This window comes from Streptomyces sp. NPDC020801, assembly GCF_044334385.1.
In the GTDB taxonomy this organism is placed as follows: Bacteria; Actinomycetota; Actinomycetes; order Streptomycetales; family Streptomycetaceae; genus Streptomyces.
Genome location: NZ_JBIRST010000028.1, coordinates 34632 through 51193 on the forward strand (window position 1 = coordinate 34632; position 16562 = coordinate 51193).

Here is a 16562-nt window from a genome sequence, read left to right on the forward strand (position 1 = left end):
CAGTGCGCTGATTCCGCCCCGGTCGCCGGCGAACGCCGGGCACTACGAGGACACCCTTCGCCGTGACCCGGGTGGCGGCCTGGAGCCGGGGCAGCGCTGTCCCGGCTCCTTGGAGCGGTCAGGCGACCGGTCCGAGAGTGGTGCCGGTGTGTGCCCGCCCGGCCTGACTGGTGTCGCCGTGAGCGCTCCAAGCGCGCCCCCACATGTCGTGGGCCGGCCGCCGGACGTCTCGCGGAGTGCCGTAGCCGAACCGGACGGTCCAGCTGCCGTCGCGCAAGATGAGAGTGATTGCGGACGGCTGCGGCACGTCGAGGTGCCAGAAGGCCCTCACGGGTGTGGCAAGGGCATGGACGAGTACCGCCCGGATCACGGTCGGTTCCACGATGGCCAGTGCACGAGTGGTGTCGGTCGGCACGTGGCGCAACCAGTGGGCGGTTCGCAGGCAGAACCGGCGCACCGACTCGCCGCCGTGCGGCGCGGCGTCGGGGTCGGTGAACCAGGCCGAGTACCCGTGGGGGTCGTCGGCGGCGACGTCGGCCACCGCGCGGCCGTACCACCGGCCGTAGTCGAGGTCGCGCAGGGCGGGCTCGGGCGTCGCCTCCAGGCCGAGGGCAGCGGCGGTCCGCGCGCAGCGGGCCGAAGGGGTCCGGACGGCGAGCGAGTACGGAGCAAACCCCACGCCGGGGGAGCTTCTCCGGCGCCGCAGGCCGGGCTCACGGGCGGAGGGGACACCGAAGACCCTGGTGGTCTCCTCGGCGCTCGCACTCAGAAACGTCAGACACGTCGTCATCGCCTGACCTCCTTAACTGCTCTGCCGCGCGGCACGGTGGGGCACCGCACGGTCGGCTAGTGGATGAGACGGGCGGGTGCGGTGGCGGCGTACATGGCGTACTCCAGCGGGCCTCGCCTGAAGATGTGGGTCCAGGCCAGGGCCAGCAGCATGGCCACCGCAGCGAAGCCGAGGAAGACCGGAAGTGCGCCGGAATCGGGAATGTCGTCGGTGCCGAAGACCTTGATGGCGATGATGTGGCCGGTGTAGACGGTCAGCGAGACGGAACCGACCGCGATCACCGGGGCGCCCAGCCACCGCACCCGCGCGGAGCGGGTGGTGGCGATCAGGCAGACGGCCAGGACCACCAGGGCGACACCTGTGTTGCCCACGATGGACCAGGTCGTCTGGCTGTGCGGGGCGGCCACCAGCAGCCAGGCAGGCCTGCCGGGCAGGGGTTCGTCGCCGACGGCGTCGGACCACCAGGCCGATGCGGCCGGGCCGCCGTGCGTGGCCGCGCTCACGGCGGCCTGCGCGCCCGGCACCAGGTGCAGGGCCAGACAGGACCCGCCGTACCCGATCACCGCAAGGGCGGCACCACAGGCGGCGATCCCGGCCAGGAGGCGGGGCCGGGTGAGGTCGAGCCTGGCCACCGCCATTCCGGCGATGATGAACGGAAGCCAGGTCAGTACCGGGTACGCCCCCGTGATGAACAGTTCGACGAAGCCGTCCGTGCCGGTGGCCCGGGCCAGCGGATCGTGGGCGATGACGGCGTCGGACCAGCCGCCGTCCGCGACGGCGGCTCGCAGCAGATACAGCACCGGGGGCATGAGGAGCGCGGTTGCCGCGGCGATGACGGCCAGGGTGCCCGCCCGCAACCGGTACAGGGGAAGGGCGAGGACGAACAGCACTCCGTAGTAGGCCAGGATCACGTCGACCGAGGTGTCCAGGGCGGTCAGCGCGTATCCGAGAACGATCAGGACGAGTGCGCGCAGAAGCACACGGCCCACGGCCTGCCGCCCCGCACGCCCGGTCCGCGGCCGCGGCCGCCCCGTCAGAAGGATCAGGGTGAACCCGGCCAGCAGCGCGAACAGCGCAGCGGACCGGCCGCGGGCGACCTCCAGGAACCAGCCGGCCAGGCCGCCCGAGGGCTCGGGGCCCACATGCACCGCGAACATGCCCAGGACGGCCAGACCGCGGGCCAGGTCCAATCCGACCAGACGCCCGGTCGGCGCCTTGTGGAAACAGGCGTCGTCCGCCGGTTTCGCGGCGGGCGGCACGGTCGACACTACGGCGTGCGTCATGTGCTCCAGCATCGGTGCGCCCTGTCGGTGACAACCATCCGCCAGGTGTCCAGAACAACCCCGCCGACTGGCTGGCACCGCCGCGCCCGCGGGCCGGATACGGCCCGGATGCCCTGCGGCGCTGCCCCCGGCATGGTACGAATCGGACAGTGGTCCGTGGTCCGATGGCGAGTGGAGCACGCGTGATCCGGGTACTGGTGGTCGACGACGAAGCTCTGATCCGCATGGGCTTCCAGCGCATCCTCGAGGCAGCCGATGACATCGAGGTCGTCGCTGCGGTCCCCGGCAGCCAGGCACTCCGGATGGCGCAGGAGCGATCCCCGGACGTCGTACTGGTGGACATCCGGATGCCGGACGTCGACGGACTCACCGTCCTGAGCGAACTCCGCCGGCTCCCGCACCCCCCGGTGGTGGCCATGCTCACGACCTTCGACATGGACGAGTACGTGGCGACGGCGCTCCGCTCGGGCGCCGCGGGATTCCTGCTCAAGGACACCGACCCCGAGGAGCTGCCGTTCCTGGTGCGTTCCCTGGCCGACGGCGGCACCGTACTGTCGTCCAAGGTGACCCGGACCGTGGTGGACGGGTATCTGGACGCCGGCTCACAGGACCGCGCCGCCGGCAGCCTCGAACGGCTCACCGACCGCGAGCGCGCCGTACTGGTGCTCATCGCCGAGGGACTGTCCAACACCGACATCGCCAGGCGTCTGCACCTGAGCACCGGCACGATCAAGGACCATGTCAGCGCCATCCTCACCAAGCTGGAGGTGGGCGGCCGGGTCCAGGCCGCCCTGCTCGCCCAGCGGGCCGGCCTCCTCAAGGAGGAGACTCCCGGATGACTCCCCGCCGACTGCCCGGGCCACTGTTGGACGCCGTGCCGGTCGGAGTGTCGCTGCTCGACGTCTGGGCACACTGGGACCCCCGCGAGCCGGCACGCATGGCCTGCGCCCTGGGCGCCGCCTTCGCCCTGCTGCTGCGCAGCCGCCTGCCGCTACTCGTGTTCCTGCTCACCCTTCCTGCCGCGCTGTTCTCCGACGCGGTCATCGCCCCGCTGGTCGCGCTCTACACGCTCGCCTCGCACACCCGCCACCGCTCGCTCCTGGCCGTCTGTGCCCTGACGTTCACGCTGAGCGACATGACGTCGTGGCCGTCACCGATCTTCGACCTGACGAAGACCTCCACGTTGATCACGCTCGGCTACACCTTGGCCACGGCTGCCGCGCCCGTGTTCCTCGGCCAGCTCGTCCAGACGCGGCGTGACCTCTCGCTGCGGCTCGTCGAGGTCTCCGAGGCCCGGGACCACGAACAGCTGCTGACCGCCCAGGCCGCCCTGGCCAGGGAGCGCGCCCAGCTCGCCCGGGAGATGCACGACGTGGTCTCCCACCAGGTCAGTCTGATCGCCGTACGGGCCGGAGCACTCCAGGTCGGCACCCGGGACCCGGAAGCCAAGGAAGCGGCCGGCACCATCCGGCGGCTCAGCGTCCAGACCCTCGACGAGCTGCGCCACATGGTCACCGTCCTGCGCGCCTCCAGCGGGCACCCCGCGGAACTGACCCCGCAGCCGTCCCTGGCAGACCTCCGGCATCTGGTCGACAGCAGCGGCATCGAGGTCAAGCTGACGGCGGACGTGCCCGACGGCCTGTCGCCAGCCGTCCAGCGCGCCGTCTACCGCACCGTCCAGGAAGCACTCACCAACACACGCAAACACGCCCCCGGCGCCGCCGCGACGGTACGCATCCACCTCGAGGGCAGCGCCGTCCACGTCACCGTCACCAACACCGCGCCCACCCGGCCCGCCCTCCCCCTGCCCAGCGCGCACTACGGCCTGGTCGGCCTGCGGCAGCGCGCCGCACTGCTCGGTGGCACCGTCACCTCCGGTCCCACGCTCGAGGGCGGCTACGAACTGCGCCTGGAACTTCCGGCAGCCGGCACGGCCACTGGGTAGTACCCACGGTCACGCCATTTCCGCTTCCACCCGCGCTTCGAGGTCGCTGCCGCCTTGCGCCTCCACCCCGCATGCTCACCGGCGGCCCTGTCCGGGTAACGTCCAGCGAAGCGAGCACACCGAATACGGACGCGAGGCCGAGGGGGCTGGGGGTGGTCCTCCGGCCTTCGCCCGGCCCCGTCGCCGAAGCCGCCGCACGGGCGCTTCGGCCCAGCCGCCAGTGACCGGCCGAGGAGCCCGTCGTTGCACGTCACCGTCACCCGCGACATCCGCTGCGCCGATGATGCCTCGACCTCACAGTCACTCGACATCTACCGGCCGGGCAGCTCGAGTTGTGCGCCGACGGTACTGCTGTGGCACGGCAGCGGCAGCGGCAGCGGCAGCGGCAGCGGCAGCGGCAGCGATGAAAAGCATGTCCTGGCCCCGCTCGCGCGCACCGCAGCCGGTCTCGGGCTCGTCGTCGTGGTGCCGGACCGGCGTCCCGACGCACCTGACGGCGGTCGCACCGACCTTCTGGCCTCCGTCCGGTACGTCCGCGCGCACGCTCCCGAATTCGCCGGCAGCGGTGGTCCCATCGTGCTGGCCGGATGGTCGGCCGGAGCCGGAGCCGCCGTCGGTCTGGCACTCGACCGGCAGGTCTGCGACAGCTGGACGCCCGCAGCCGCCGTCGGCATCGCCGGCCGCTACGACGTCCCCGCACGCAGCACCGGTACCGCGCCGCTGAGCGTTATCACCGAGGTATCGACGGGCAACCCGGTGCCCGTCCATCTCGTCCACGGCAACGCCGACACGATCGTGCCCGCCCGGCATTCAAGAGAGCTCCTCCAGGCGCTGCGCCGGGCCGGCCACCCGGCCGGCCTCGTCGAACTGCCCGCTGATCACGCCGGTGTGGTGATGACCGAGTACGACCCCGCCATGGGTGAATGCGTTGTGGCCCGCACTCCCGAAACACGGGAAACGGGTCACCGAACAGCCGATCTACTGGCCAGGGCCGCCGGCATCGGTAGCCCCGGCGATTGAGAGCCGTCCTCGGTTCACCGGGGCGGTCTCCGCAGCTCGCGGGCAGCCAGGGCCCAGCTGAGTTCCACCGCGGTGTCCGGAGCTTCCAGGCTGGTGCCGGTGAGCTCCTCGAAACGGCGCAGCCGGTAGCGGACGGTGTTGACGTGGACGTGTGCGCGGAGCGCCACATCACGCACGCGCCGTCCCACCCTCAGGTATTCCCGCACCGATTCCTCGACGAGTGCGCCGAACTCCCCCTCCGCCTCCAGCGGGCGCAGATAGCGGTCGAGCAGCATCTCGGCGAGTTCCGGTTCGGCGACGACCGCGATCCGCCAGGACAGGTCGCCCAGGTCGTACACACCGTGCAGACCGTACGCCCGGGCGGCTTCCAGCAGCCTGCCGGCGGCACGGAAGGAGCGGTGCGTCGCGCCGAGTTCCGTGGGCGGGCCAAGCCCCGCCGTCACCTGCAGTCCGGCCGGCTCCGGCCTGGCCTCGGCGACTCCGGCGACAGACCCGTCCAGCACGGCGAGCAGCGCGCCGCGGCCGCGCCTGCGGCAGTGCGCGGCCAGGGGACCTTCCAGCTCCTCCGGACTGACGTCGCCGCTCGGTACGGCCCTGATGGCGCGGTACGGGCGTGACGGGTCCAGTCCGTAGATCGCCGCACCGCTGTGGACCTCCGCCGCGCTCAGCGTCCCGTAGAGCAGTCCGCGCAGGAAGTCGGCGCGGCGGCGGGCGTCGAAGAGGGCGCCGGCCACCTCGGCCTCCCGGTGAACGGCGGCGATCCGCAGACTCGCGACGTCCGCCAGCTCCCACAGGTCCTTGGTGCGGTCGACGATGAGGCCGGGATCCAGCCCGTGTGCGGTCGCCTCGGCGATGAACAGGTCCCGTATCGCGCTCAGCGCGCGGCGGAAGGCGCGCAGCCCGTCGCTGAGCGACACTCCGCGGGAGGCCCTGTCCGGGGCCACATCGGCCTCCTCGAAGTCCTCCGGCGCGGGCACCGTCCCCTCTCGCAACACGGTGAGCGCCCTGTGCACGTGCCGATGCCAGATCTCGTCGAGAAGGTGCCGCGGGACGACGCGGTAGGAGGGGATCTCCTCCGCGAGATCCGCGTGCAACCGCCCGCCCACCTGGTGCTGCTTCGCGGCCATGGCGACGATGACCCGTTCCAGAGCCGCCGTCGTGTCCGGCTGTGCGGGCATGGACCTCACCTCCGCAGCCTCCGGCACCCGCCCTTGTGCAACTGAACAATAGGCCGCCCTTCCACCTTGGCCCGGGAGCCGTCGACAACCGCACTCCGCCGAAAGCACAGTGGCACCCGGTGGGAAGGCACCCGCCGCGGCGCCGATCGACCGTGCGGAACGCCGCCGGTCGTGCGACCGCCCTTGCAGGACGAACGATCAACGGTGACCAACAGTGACCAACAGTGCGGAGAATGACATGGCCGAGGGACATCGCCATCCAGCCCACCGTGCCGCCGTGGACGGCGGCCCGCGGCTGGCACCACAGCCCGAAGAGGGCTGGGACCCGGCCACCCGTGAGCTGCTCGCCCCGCTCCCCCGGGACGCCGACGGCCAAGTCCCCCACATCTTCACCACCTTGGTGCGGCACCCGGCCCTCTTCCGGCGCTTCCTGCCGTTCGGCGGCCATCTGCTGCGCGAGGGCCGGCTGCCGGACCGGAGCCGGGAACTGCTGATCCTGCGCACCGCGTACAACACCCGCGCCCCTTACGAATGGGGGCGGCACGTGCCGCTCGCCAGGTCCGCAGGGGTCACCGACCAGGAGATCCGGCGGGTCGGCGCCAGTCCGGAGGCCGAGGGGTGGCCGCCGGCCGACGTCCACCTCCTGCGCGCCGCCGACGAACTGCACCGGGACGCACGTCTGTCCGCGACGACCTGGGCCTCGCTCACCGCCGACCACGACGAGGCGCAGCTGATCGAAATCACCATGCTCGTCGGCCAGTACCACATGGTGGCGTTCTTCCTGAACTCCGCCGGTACCCCGCTCGACCCCGGCTACGAAACGGAAACACTGCCCACCGCGGCAGGCGCCGACGCGGTCACGACGGAAGGAGCACAGGGCCATGTCTGAGCCCCGACACGCCGCGACCAGCGCGGCCGGCCTTCTGTCCGGTCGCAGCGTACTGGTCATCGGTGCGGGCACCCGCCCCAGCGACGACCCGAAGGCGCCGGTGGGCAACGGACGGGCCGTGGCCGTGCTCGCCGCCCGCGAGGGAGCCTCCGTGGCCTGCGCCGACGTCTCGCCCTCCGCCGCGGCCGCCACCACCGCCCTGGTCGGCGCCGAAGGTGCCCGTGGCGTCACCGTGGTCGGTGACGCCACCGATCCGGGTCAGGTGGCGGCCATGGTCGCCCGGGCCCACCGCGAACTCGGCGCGCTCGACGCGCTCGTGGTCAACGTCGGTATCGGCCTCGGCACGGGCCTGGCGGACACCTCGCCGCAGGAGTGGGAGCGCGTGCTGTCGCTCAATCTGAGCGCTCCGTTCCTCGCGGCCAGGTACGGTCTGCCCACTGTCACCGACGGGGGCTCGATCGTCTTCGTCGGGTCGGTGGCCGGACTGCGCGCGGCCACCAACTCACCCGCCTACGACAGTTCCAAGGCAGGCTTGTTCGGCCTCACCCGTCATGTCGCCAAGGAGGGCGCGCCGCGCAGGATCCGTGCCAACCTCGTCGTCCCCGGTCTCATCGACACCCCCATGGGACGCGAGGCCTCGTCCCGGCGGGCGTCGCGCACCGCCTCCTTCGCCCGCATACCGCTCGGCCGCCAGGGCACCGCCTGGGAGGTGGCCGAGGCCGTCGCCTTCCTGCTCTCCGACCGCGCCTCCTACATCACCGGGCAGAGCCTGGTGGTGGACGGGGGGATGAGCGCCGTCTGAGCAGGTGCGCGCCCCCTCGCAGCCCTGCGACTGCGGCTCCGTGCACGGAGCCGCACCCGGCCGCGCACTCCAGGTCACGGACACCACCGCAGCGGCGGCACAGGAAGTCGTGGTTGCCGCGTGCTCGTATGTAAATACGGCGCAAAATCCATACGATCGGGCATTCTCGGGCATATTCAGACACGAAACGGTGCATAATGGGCATTGACCAGCAAGGGCGCACCGCCCCGTGCACTTTCGGCCCAGGAGAGTCACATGACCTACGGAGCGACCGCCGCTCCCCGCCCGAACCCTCGCGCCAACGCCGCTCTGGCCGCCGGCTGCGAGAAATGCAACGGCTGGGGAAGCGTCATCACCTCACGTGGGCGTCACGTGCTGTGCCCGTCCTGTCAGCCCGAACCGGCCGACAGAACCACGGCTGCCGGGCCCCCCGTGCCGTGACGGCGGCCCCGGCGACCTGATGGGCTTCACCGGGACGAACGGAGGGCGGAAGCCGGCGCCGCACCCTTCGACGGGCACGGCGCCAAGATCCAGGCCCCTTCCCCCTCCCGGTTCCCGGTCAGGTCCGCGGGACCAGGTCTCCGGCCCCCGGGCCGGCGGGGTCGGGTGACGGGGGCCTACAGCGCGGCGACGACTTCGGCCGAGGTCATCGGCAGCGAGAACATCGGGAAGTCGTAGGTGATGGCGTTGTCGTGCTCCTCCTGCGAGGTGGCGGCGACGCAGTCGGTCAGCGTGATCACCCGGAAGCCGTGCTCGTAACCGGTGCGCATGGTCGACTCCACGCAGCAGTTGGTGAGGAAGCCGCCGAGGACGATCGTGTCGATGCCCTTGCTGCGCAGGATGAAGTCGAGGTTCGTGCTGGCGAAGGTGTCGAGCCCCCGCTTGCCCTCGATGACGATGTCGCCGTTCGCGGGGACCAGTTCGTCGACGATGGCGGCGCCCCACGTGCCCTTCACGAACGCCTTTCCGTCCACGACGCCCTTGAGGATGCCGTAGGGGTGCCGGGTCAGCTCGGCGTAGCCCTCGGCGAAGGTGATGGGCGCATGCATCACGGTCACGCCGGCCCGCCGGGCGGCTTCGACCACGGCGACGGTGTTCTCGAGCATGCCGGTGCGCTGCATGACGTCGGCGACCGCGCCGTGCAGCACGCCACCGTCGCTGGTGAACTCGTTCTGGTACTCGATGAGCACGATCGCAGTCCTGGCCGGGTCGAGCTCGAGCTTGTCGGTCATGGCGACACCTGATTTCCGCGTCGTTGAGGTAGGGCCGGGTGCCCTCAGGCAGCGAGGAGCAGTACGGTAACAGCTTGTCCGACAAGCGGACAAGAGATTACGGTGAGCCCATGACCCTCTCGCCGGTATCGCGTATCCCCTTGAGCCTTGAGGTGGCCCAGCGCCTGCGCGCGGCCATCCTGGACGGCACTTTCCCCGCCGGCACCGAGCTGCCCACGGAAACCGAACTCGCCCAGTCCTTCGGCGTCGGGCGGTCCACTGTCCGCGAGGCCCTCCGGGTGCTGCAGGCGCACGGTCTCATCAGCGGCGCCGACACCGTTTCCACGGCGCGTCCACGAGTCACCCACGAGCGCGCGGCGGGGGCGGCGGGCCTGGCGCTGAGTACCGCCTTGCAGGTCGGCGCGATCCCGCTGGGCGACCTTGTGGCGCTGCGCGTGCTGCTGGAGGCCGAGGCGATACGGCAGATCACCGCCGTGCCCGACGCGGCCCGGTCCTGCCTGGCGACCATGGCGGCGGCCGTGGAGTGTACCGACATCCGTGCGTTCCACGCCGCCGACGTGGAATTCCATGTGCAACTCGCCTACGCCGGCGGCAATCAGGCACTGGGCTTCGTCATCGGCGTACTGCGCGACTGCATAGCCGGCTACCTGCTCGACGCGCTCACCGCGCAGCCCGACCGGGGCACGGTGCTCGCGCGTCTGCTGGCCGAACACAGAGCGATCGTCGACGCGCTGGACGCGGGCGAGACCGACCGCGCCGCCGAGCTGATCGTTGGTCACATCCGCGGTTTCTACGAGCCGGAGACGCCATGACCGTCACGGTCGCACAGGTCGCCGCCGCCCTCGCCGCCGCGCTGCCCGGCCGGGTGATCACCGAACAGGGCGCGATGGAGGCCTACCGTCGTGACCAGTGTCTGCTTGCGCCCGCGGGGCGCCCGGCCGCGGTGGTGCGGGCCCGCTCCACCGAGGACGTGATCACCACGCTGCGCACCGCCGGCGCCCACCACACGCCGGTGGTGACCCGGGGTGCCGGCACCGGGCTGGCCGGCGCGGCCAACGCGATCGACGGTTGCGTCGTACTCTCGCTCGCCGCGATGGACCGCATCCTCGCCCTCGACGTGCCCGGCCGCACGGCAACCGTCGAACCGGGCGTGCTCACCGGTGACCTCGACACCCGCGCCCGCAAGCACGGCCTGTGGTACCCGCCGGACCCGGGCAGCAAGGCGATCTCCACCATCGGCGGCAACCTGGCGACCAACGCGGGCGGCATGTGCTGCGCCAAGTACGGCGTCACCGCAGACCATGTCGCCGCGCTGACGGCCGTGCTCGCCGACGGCCGCGTGATCCGCACCGGGTCGCCGACCCGCAAGAACGTCGCCGGCCTGGACCTCACCCGGCTCCTCGTCGGCTCCGAAGGCACCCTCGCGGTGATCGTGGACGCCACCGTACGGCTACGACCGCTCCCCGCGGCCACCGCGACCGCAGTGGCCGCGTTCCCGACGCCCCAGCACGCCGTCGACACCGTGCTGCGGATCGCGGCCGTCGCCGAACCGGCGGCGGTGGAACTCATGGACCGCACCTGCATCCGCGCCGTCAATCGGCTTACGCGCATGGGGCTGGACGAGTCCGCCGGAGCACTCGTGCTCGTCCAGTGCGACGGACCGTCCGCCGGCCGCGAAGCCGAGATCTGCGCCGGGCTCGCCGAAGCCGGTGGCGCCACCGAGGTGCTGCACACCGCCGACCCGGCGGAGGGCGAGATGTTCATGCAGGCCAGACGAATGGTGTACCCGGCACTGGAGAAGCTGGGCACCACGCTGCTCGACGACGTCGGCGTCAGGGTCCGGGACCTTCCCCACCTGCTCGCCGCGATCGAGCGAACCGCCGCCGACCGCGGCGTGCTCATCGGCACCTTCGGCCACGCCGCCGACGGCAACCTGCACCCGACCGTCGTCTACGACGCCACCGACGACGACGCGGCCGCCCGCGCGCGGGCCGCCTTCGACGACATCGTGGCCGCCACCCTCTCACTGGGCGGCACGATCACCGGCGAGCACGGCGTCGGAACCCTCAAGACGCCCTACCTCGACGCACAGCTCGGCCCGGCCGAGCGAGAGCTGATGACCGGTGTCAAAGCCGTCTTCGACCCCAAGGGCATCCTCAACCCGGGTCGCGCGTACTGAGGGTGCCCGTCTTCAAAAGGAGCCGCGACGGCGGCACGACACCCGGCAACGGAAGCAGGTCAGTCATCCAAGCGGGGCAGGTGGTCCTCCTGCGGCCGCGGCGACGCCCCCGCGCGCAGTGCCGGGGCGGGGGCGGTCACCAGGTGTCAGGGCATCGAGTCGGGTCGTCCCGCCGGCTCAGTTCGCCAGGGGACCGAACTCCTTTCGGGTGTCCACCGGCTTGCCGAACAGCTGCCACCGTTCACCCTTGAACCGCATCAGCTGCATCGTCTCGATCGGGAAGGCGTCGCCACTGCCCGTGGACAGGGTGACCCCGGGCAGCAGCAGGCCCACCTTCACGTCCTTCAGATTGCGCACCGCGTCCCGCAGCCCTTCCCTGGTCGGGCACTTCATCGCGTCCAGGGCCTGGTGGAGGCTCGAGGCGACGGCCCAGCCATAGGCATTGAACTGGTTGGCCGGGTCGGCGTCGGGCGCGTACCTGTGCAGCGCGTCCTTGTACGCCTTCATCTCCGGGTCGGCGGACCAGCGCGGGTCGGCCGGATCCTTGAAGTAGGTTGCCGAGACCACACCCTGGACGTTCCGGAACCCGACCGGCTTGAGCACCGCGGCCGACGCGGCCACGTTGTTCACGATGTGCAGCGGGTTCCACGCGGTGTTCCTGGCGTCGGCGGCGAGGGCCTGGCTGGCGAACTTGGGCGTGGAGACGTCCAGCAGCACATCCGCCCGGGAGCGGGCGAGGGCGGCCATCTGCGCCGAGTCGGAGGGGTCGGTGACCTCATAGCTCTCCTGGGCGACCACCTTGATACCGCTGCCGGCGACGGCCTTCCTGAACCCGCCCAGCATGTCCTTGCCGAAGTCGTCGTTCTGGTACAGGACGGCGACCTTGGCCTTCGGCCTCTCGTCCTTGAGGTACTTGGCGTACACCCGTGCCTCGGCCACGTAGTTGGGCTGCCAGCCGATGGTCCAGGGGTGCTTGTCGTCCGTGCCCCAGACGGAGGCACCCGTGGCGACGAAGGGCTGCGGCACCTTCTGCTGGTTGAGGTAGTCCCACACGGCTGCCGTGGACGGGGTGCCCAGAGTCTGGAAGACGGCGAAGACCTTCTCCTGCTCGACAAGTCTGCGGGCCTCCTCGACCGCCTTGGGCGGCTGGTAGCCGTCGTCGCGGACGATGAACTGCACCTTGCGGCCGTCTATGCCGCCCTTGTCGTTGACGTACTTGAAGTAGGCGGCCACGCCCTTGCTGATCGTGCCGTACGCGGAGGCCGGTCCCGACAGCGGGTAGATCCCGCCCAGCTTGATGGTCTTGTCGGTGATGCCGGTGGTCTGCTGGCCCTTGCAGGCACCGCCGGCGGCGGTGCCCTGGTCGTCCTGTCCTCGCTGGCTGCCGCAGGCGGTCGCGGTGAGCAGGGCGGCTGTAGCGGCCGCGGCCGCCCGCAGAGCGGTGGTCTTGCGCATGTGATTCATTCCTTTTCCGTGCGGGGCGGTGCGCCCACGGGTTCGGGGTCGGCGGGTGCGGAATCCGCGGGCGTGGGGGGCGCGGAGGGTTCGGGTGTGGACTTTGGCGTGGAGGCCGAATCGGCTTCGGACTTGGGCTCCGTGCCGGGCGCGGGTTCCGGCGCGGACTCGGACGTGGACTCCGGCATGGATTCCGGCGTGGATTCGGAAGGGGAAGGCGCCTCCGCCCCGGCATGAGGATCGGACCCGGCCTGCGGATCGGACCCGGACGGGCGGTGGGGGCCGCCCGCGGTGCGGACGGGGCGGCGACCGGCGGCCTCGCGGACGCGGCCGGGCAGTCCCGCCAGTCCCGTCGGAGCCACGAACATCACCGCGATGATCAGCAGGCCGAACACCACACCGGGTGCCGCCTCGTTGAGGTCCTGGGACACGCTCGGCACGTACATCACGAACGCCGCGCCCAGCAGCGGTCCGTACAGCGAGGCCAGTCCCCCGACCACCAGGCCGGCCAGCAGCGTGATGGACAGCACGAAGCTGAAGGAGTCGGGCGAGACGAAGCCGATCACCCAGGTGTACAGGCACCCGGCGACACCCGCGAACATCGCGCTCCAGGCGAAGGCGAGGGTCTTGTGCAGCGACAACCGCACGCCCATGACCTCCGCGGCGCTCTCGTTGTCCCGCAGGGCGCGCAGCGCCCTGCCGACCCGGGACCGCAGCAGGTTGCGGGCGAGCAGCAGGGCCGCCGCGGTGACGGCCAGGACGACGAAGTACATCCACTGGTCCTCGGCCAGCCCGCTCCACGCGGGTGGCTCCAGCTTGTCCACGGTCAGGCCCATGGCGCCGCCCGTCACCCACTCGAGCCGCTTGAGCAGCGGCGGCAGGAACACCGCGAACGAGAGAGTGACCAGGGCCAGGTACAGCCCGCGCAGCCGTAGGGCGGGCACCCCGAAACCGAGGCCGAGGAGGAAGCATCCGGCGGCCGCGACCGGCAGCGTGGCCAGGTGGCCGGTGCCGTACCGGTCGAGCATGACCGCCGTCGTGTAGGCCCCCGCCGCGAAGAACGCGCCGTGTCCGAGCGAGATCTGCCCGCCGAACCCGACCAGCAGGTTCAGCCCGGCCAGTGCCACGGCGTACAGCAGCACCATCGTCAGCTGGAAGACCTGGAAGGGGGCGAAGTAGAAGGGTGCGTAGGCGGCGACCGCCACCGCGAGGAGCGCGGTGAGCGCGGCCCGCAGGCGCCGGGTTCCGATGGCGCCGGGTGTTGTGGTGACGGTGCTCATGCGCGCTCCACCGCCGCCCGTCCGAACAGGCCCTGAGGCCTGACCAGCAGCACGCCCAGAATGATCACCAGGGGTACGCCCACCTTCAGATCCGGACCGATCACATCCACGTACGCCCCGGTCAGCGTCTCGGCGACGCCCACGAACAGGCCGCCGACGACCGCGCCGACCGGGCTGTCGAAGCCGCCCAGGGTGGCCGCGGCGAACGCGTAGATCAGCACCCCGCCCATCATGTTGGGCTCCAGGAACAGCACCGGGGCGACGAGCACGCCCGACACCGCACCGACCGTCGCGGCCAGTCCCCAGCCGAGCATCAGCACCCGGCCGACCCGGATGCCCGACAGCCGGGCGGAGGCGGGGTTGCAGGCCGCCGCCCGCATCACCAGGCCGGTGGAGGTGTGCTGGAACAGGAGATACAGCAGGCCCATCACGACGGCCACGACGCCGATGATCCCGAGCGTCGACCAGTCCACGCGCACCCCGGCCAGGTCGATCCCGCCGTCGGGGAACGGCTGCGGGAAGTCCTTCACGGTGAACGACCAGATCAGGCCGGCCATCGCGTTGACGAAGATGAACAGGCCGACCGTGACGATGACCACCGTCAGCTCGGGTGCACCCTGCACGGGGCGGATGACGATCCGCTCGACCAGCATGCCGCCGGCGAAGGACACCGCGAGAGTGACCGGCAGCGCCAGCCAGAACGGCATCCCGGACGCCACCAGTTGCCAGGCGACGTACGTCGAGAGCATGGCCAGCTCGCCCTGCGCGAAGTTGACGATCCCCGTGAACCGGTGGATCAGTACCAGGGCCAGCGCCAGGCTGGCGTACACCGCGCCGGAGCCCAGTCCTTCCACCACTTGCTGCAGAAGATCGGTCACGTCGTTCACCCGGCCTTCCCGGAGCGGACGGAGATGCCGAGGTAGACCTCGGCGACCTGCCCGTCCTCCCGGATCTGCGCGGCCGGTCCGGACAGCACCAGGCGGCCGGCCTCCAGTACGTGCGCCCGGTGCGCGATGTCCAGCGCCAGTTGGGCGTTCTGCTCGACGACGACCACGGTGGTGCGTTCCTCCTCGTTGACGGCACGGACGATCTCGAACAGCTCACGGGTGACCAGCGGCGCGAGCCCCAGGGACGGCTCGTCCAGGAGCAGCAGCGAGGGCCGCAGCATCAGCGCCCTGCCGATGGCGAGCATCTGCTGCTCCCCGCCGCTGAGGCTGCCGGCGGCCTGACGCGACCGCTGGCGCAGTTTGGGGAAGTAGTCGTAGATCCGCTCCAGGTCGGCCGTGACGGCCGCACGTCCGGCGCGGCCCCGCCGCCGCCAGTGACCGGTACGCGCATGGGCGCCGATGCGAAGGTTCTCCTCGACGGTCAGGTCGTTGAAGGTGCCCCGGCCCTCGGGCACGTGCGCCACGCCCAGCCTGGCGGCCTGCTCGGGCGAGCGGCCCAGCAGTTCCGTGCCGTTCAAGGTGACCGAGCCGCGGCCGCGGAGCATGCCGCACAGCGCCCTCAGCGTCGTGGTCTTGCCCGCGCCGTTGGGTCCGAGGATCGCGCACACCTCGCCCCGGGCGACACGGAAGTCGAGTCCCTGGAGCACGCGGGCCTGGCCGTAACCGGCGTGCAGCCCGGAGACCTTCAGGAACTCCGGCTCTGCGCTCGCCCCGGTCGCGGTGCGTTCGGTGGTGGGTGCGCTCACGCCGGCACCCCCAGGTACGCCTCGACGACCGCCGGGTCGCGCTGGATCTCCTCCGGCGAGCCCTCGGCGATCTTGCGGCCGAAGTCGAGGCAGACCACCTTGTCGCACAGGCCCATCACGAACCCCATGTGGTGTTCGACCACCACGAGGGTGAGGTCGAACTCCCGGCGCACCGAGCGGACCAGATCCGCGAATTGGCCGACCTCGCCGTGGCTGAGCCCGTTGACGGGTTCGTCGAGCAGCAGCAGCCGGGGCCGTACAGCGAGCGCCCGGGCGAGTTCGACGCGTTTGAGCGTGCCGAACGGCAGCCCGGAGGCGGGGTGGCCGGCGACGTCCGCCAGGCCGAGCCGCCGTAGCAGGTCGTCCGCCTGGTCACCTAGTTCCCTCTCCTCCCTCCTCACGCGGGGCAGCCGTAGCGCCGCGGCGAGGTGTCCGGTGTGCCCCCGGCTGTGGGCGCCGACCATGACGTTCTCCCGGACCGTGAGCCGCGGGAACAGGCCCAGGTTCTGGAAGGTGCGGGCGATACCGCGCCCGGCCACGGCGTGCGGCGGGAGGGCGAGCAGGTCCTCACCCTCGAACCGCACCTCTCCCCCGTCGGGGGTGCAGCGCCTGGTGAGGCAGTTGAACAAGGTGGTCTTGCCGGCTCCGTTCGGCCCGATGAGCCCCACGGCGGTGCCCGGCTCGACGGTGAACGCGACACCGTCGAGTGCCGTGATCCCGCCGAAGCGCACGGTGATACCGTCGACCGCGAGCATGAGTGACGCCCCTTCCGAGGTGCTGGGGGGTGGGCGAGCGTCACAGTAGGTGGGGGCCTTC

At 71.5% G+C, this 16562-nt stretch carries 16 protein-coding genes; 7 read left to right on the plus strand and 9 right to left on the minus strand.

Going from position 1 to position 16562, the window contains the following annotated elements; genetic code table 11:
* Positions 1-118: 118 nt before the first annotated feature.
* Together ACH4UM_RS36405 and ACH4UM_RS36410 are read right to left on the minus strand one after the other, a co-directional pair.
* On the minus strand, positions 119-790 hold the full coding sequence (locus ACH4UM_RS36405) for a histidine phosphatase family protein (protein ID WP_398189193.1): 672 nt from the start codon (positions 788-790) through the stop codon (positions 119-121).
* A gap of 56 nt (positions 791-846) precedes the next feature.
* The gene (locus ACH4UM_RS36410) at positions 847-2073 is read right to left on the minus strand and encodes a DUF418 domain-containing protein (protein WP_398189196.1); all 1227 of its coding nucleotides are present in this window, start codon (positions 2071-2073) and stop codon (positions 847-849) included.
* Positions 2074-2255: 182 nt separating this feature from the next.
* Between ACH4UM_RS36410 and ACH4UM_RS36415 the strand changes: the two genes are divergently transcribed.
* The 3 genes from ACH4UM_RS36415 (at position 2256) to ACH4UM_RS36425 (ending at position 5038) form a co-directional block, all read left to right on the plus strand.
* Positions 2256-2912, plus strand: coding sequence for a response regulator (locus ACH4UM_RS36415; RefSeq protein ID WP_398189199.1), 657 nt, complete (start codon positions 2256-2258; stop codon positions 2910-2912).
* Positions 2909-4018, plus strand: a complete 1110-nt coding sequence (locus tag ACH4UM_RS36420; protein ID WP_398189202.1) for a sensor histidine kinase — start codon at positions 2909-2911, stop codon at positions 4016-4018. Before ACH4UM_RS36415 ends, ACH4UM_RS36420 begins: the two co-directional genes overlap by 4 nt.
* A 243-nt stretch (positions 4019-4261) precedes the next feature.
* A complete protein-coding gene (locus ACH4UM_RS36425) occupies positions 4262-5038 on the plus strand; it encodes an alpha/beta hydrolase (RefSeq protein WP_398189205.1) in 777 nt (258 codons plus the stop codon).
* Positions 5039-5052: 14 nt separating this feature from the next.
* On the opposite strand, the gene ACH4UM_RS36430 is transcribed toward ACH4UM_RS36425, so the two are convergent.
* Positions 5053-6216, minus strand: a complete 1164-nt coding sequence (locus tag ACH4UM_RS36430; RefSeq protein ID WP_398189208.1) for a PucR family transcriptional regulator — start codon at positions 6214-6216, stop codon at positions 5053-5055.
* Between the two features lie 238 nt (positions 6217-6454).
* Here ACH4UM_RS36430 and ACH4UM_RS36435 point away from each other — a divergent pair, with 238 nt between their 5' ends.
* Both ACH4UM_RS36435 and ACH4UM_RS36440 read left to right on the plus strand, forming a co-directional pair.
* On the plus strand, positions 6455-7105 hold the full coding sequence (locus tag ACH4UM_RS36435; RefSeq protein WP_398189211.1) for a carboxymuconolactone decarboxylase family protein: 651 nt from the start codon (positions 6455-6457) through the stop codon (positions 7103-7105).
* Positions 7098-7907, plus strand: a complete 810-nt coding sequence (locus tag ACH4UM_RS36440; RefSeq protein WP_398189214.1) for an SDR family NAD(P)-dependent oxidoreductase — start codon at positions 7098-7100, stop codon at positions 7905-7907. Before ACH4UM_RS36435 ends, ACH4UM_RS36440 begins: the two co-directional genes overlap by 8 nt.
* A gap of 617 nt (positions 7908-8524) precedes the next feature.
* Here the strand turns inward: ACH4UM_RS36440 and ACH4UM_RS36445 are convergent.
* Complete coding sequence (locus ACH4UM_RS36445) at positions 8525-9139, minus strand: cysteine hydrolase (RefSeq protein ID WP_398189217.1); 615 nt, start codon at positions 9137-9139, stop codon at positions 8525-8527.
* Between the two features lie 110 nt (positions 9140-9249).
* Between ACH4UM_RS36445 and ACH4UM_RS36450 the strand changes: the two genes are divergently transcribed.
* Positions 9250-9951, plus strand: coding sequence for a FadR/GntR family transcriptional regulator (locus ACH4UM_RS36450; RefSeq protein ID WP_398189220.1), 702 nt, complete (start codon positions 9250-9252; stop codon positions 9949-9951).
* A complete protein-coding gene (locus tag ACH4UM_RS36455; protein WP_398189222.1) occupies positions 9948-11318 on the plus strand; it encodes an FAD-binding oxidoreductase in 1371 nt (456 codons plus the stop codon). The genes ACH4UM_RS36450 and ACH4UM_RS36455 overlap by 4 nt, the downstream gene beginning before the upstream one ends.
* Positions 11319-11495: 177 nt before the next feature.
* Here the strand turns inward: ACH4UM_RS36455 and ACH4UM_RS36460 are convergent, their stop codons facing one another.
* The 5 genes from ACH4UM_RS36460 to ACH4UM_RS36480 are packed head-to-tail and all read right to left on the minus strand — an operon-like array spanning position 11496 to position 16501.
* Positions 11496-12773, minus strand: coding sequence for an ABC transporter substrate-binding protein (locus ACH4UM_RS36460; RefSeq protein WP_398189225.1), 1278 nt, complete (start codon positions 12771-12773; stop codon positions 11496-11498).
* 5 nt (positions 12774-12778) lie between these two features.
* Entirely contained in the window at positions 12779-14053 is a 1275-nt protein-coding gene (locus ACH4UM_RS36465) for a branched-chain amino acid ABC transporter permease (protein WP_398189228.1), read from the minus strand.
* Positions 14050-14931: a branched-chain amino acid ABC transporter permease gene (locus ACH4UM_RS36470; RefSeq protein ID WP_398189231.1), complete on the minus strand. Its 882-nt coding sequence runs from the start codon at positions 14929-14931 to the stop codon at positions 14050-14052. Before ACH4UM_RS36470 ends, ACH4UM_RS36465 begins: the two co-directional genes overlap by 4 nt.
* 5 nt (positions 14932-14936) lie before the next feature.
* Entirely contained in the window at positions 14937-15746 is an 810-nt protein-coding gene (locus ACH4UM_RS36475; RefSeq protein ID WP_398189233.1) for an ABC transporter ATP-binding protein, read from the minus strand.
* Positions 15743-16501: an ABC transporter ATP-binding protein gene (locus ACH4UM_RS36480; protein ID WP_398189236.1), complete on the minus strand. Its 759-nt coding sequence runs from the start codon at positions 16499-16501 to the stop codon at positions 15743-15745. Before ACH4UM_RS36480 ends, ACH4UM_RS36475 begins: the two co-directional genes overlap by 4 nt.
* Positions 16502-16562: the final 61 nt, after the last annotated feature.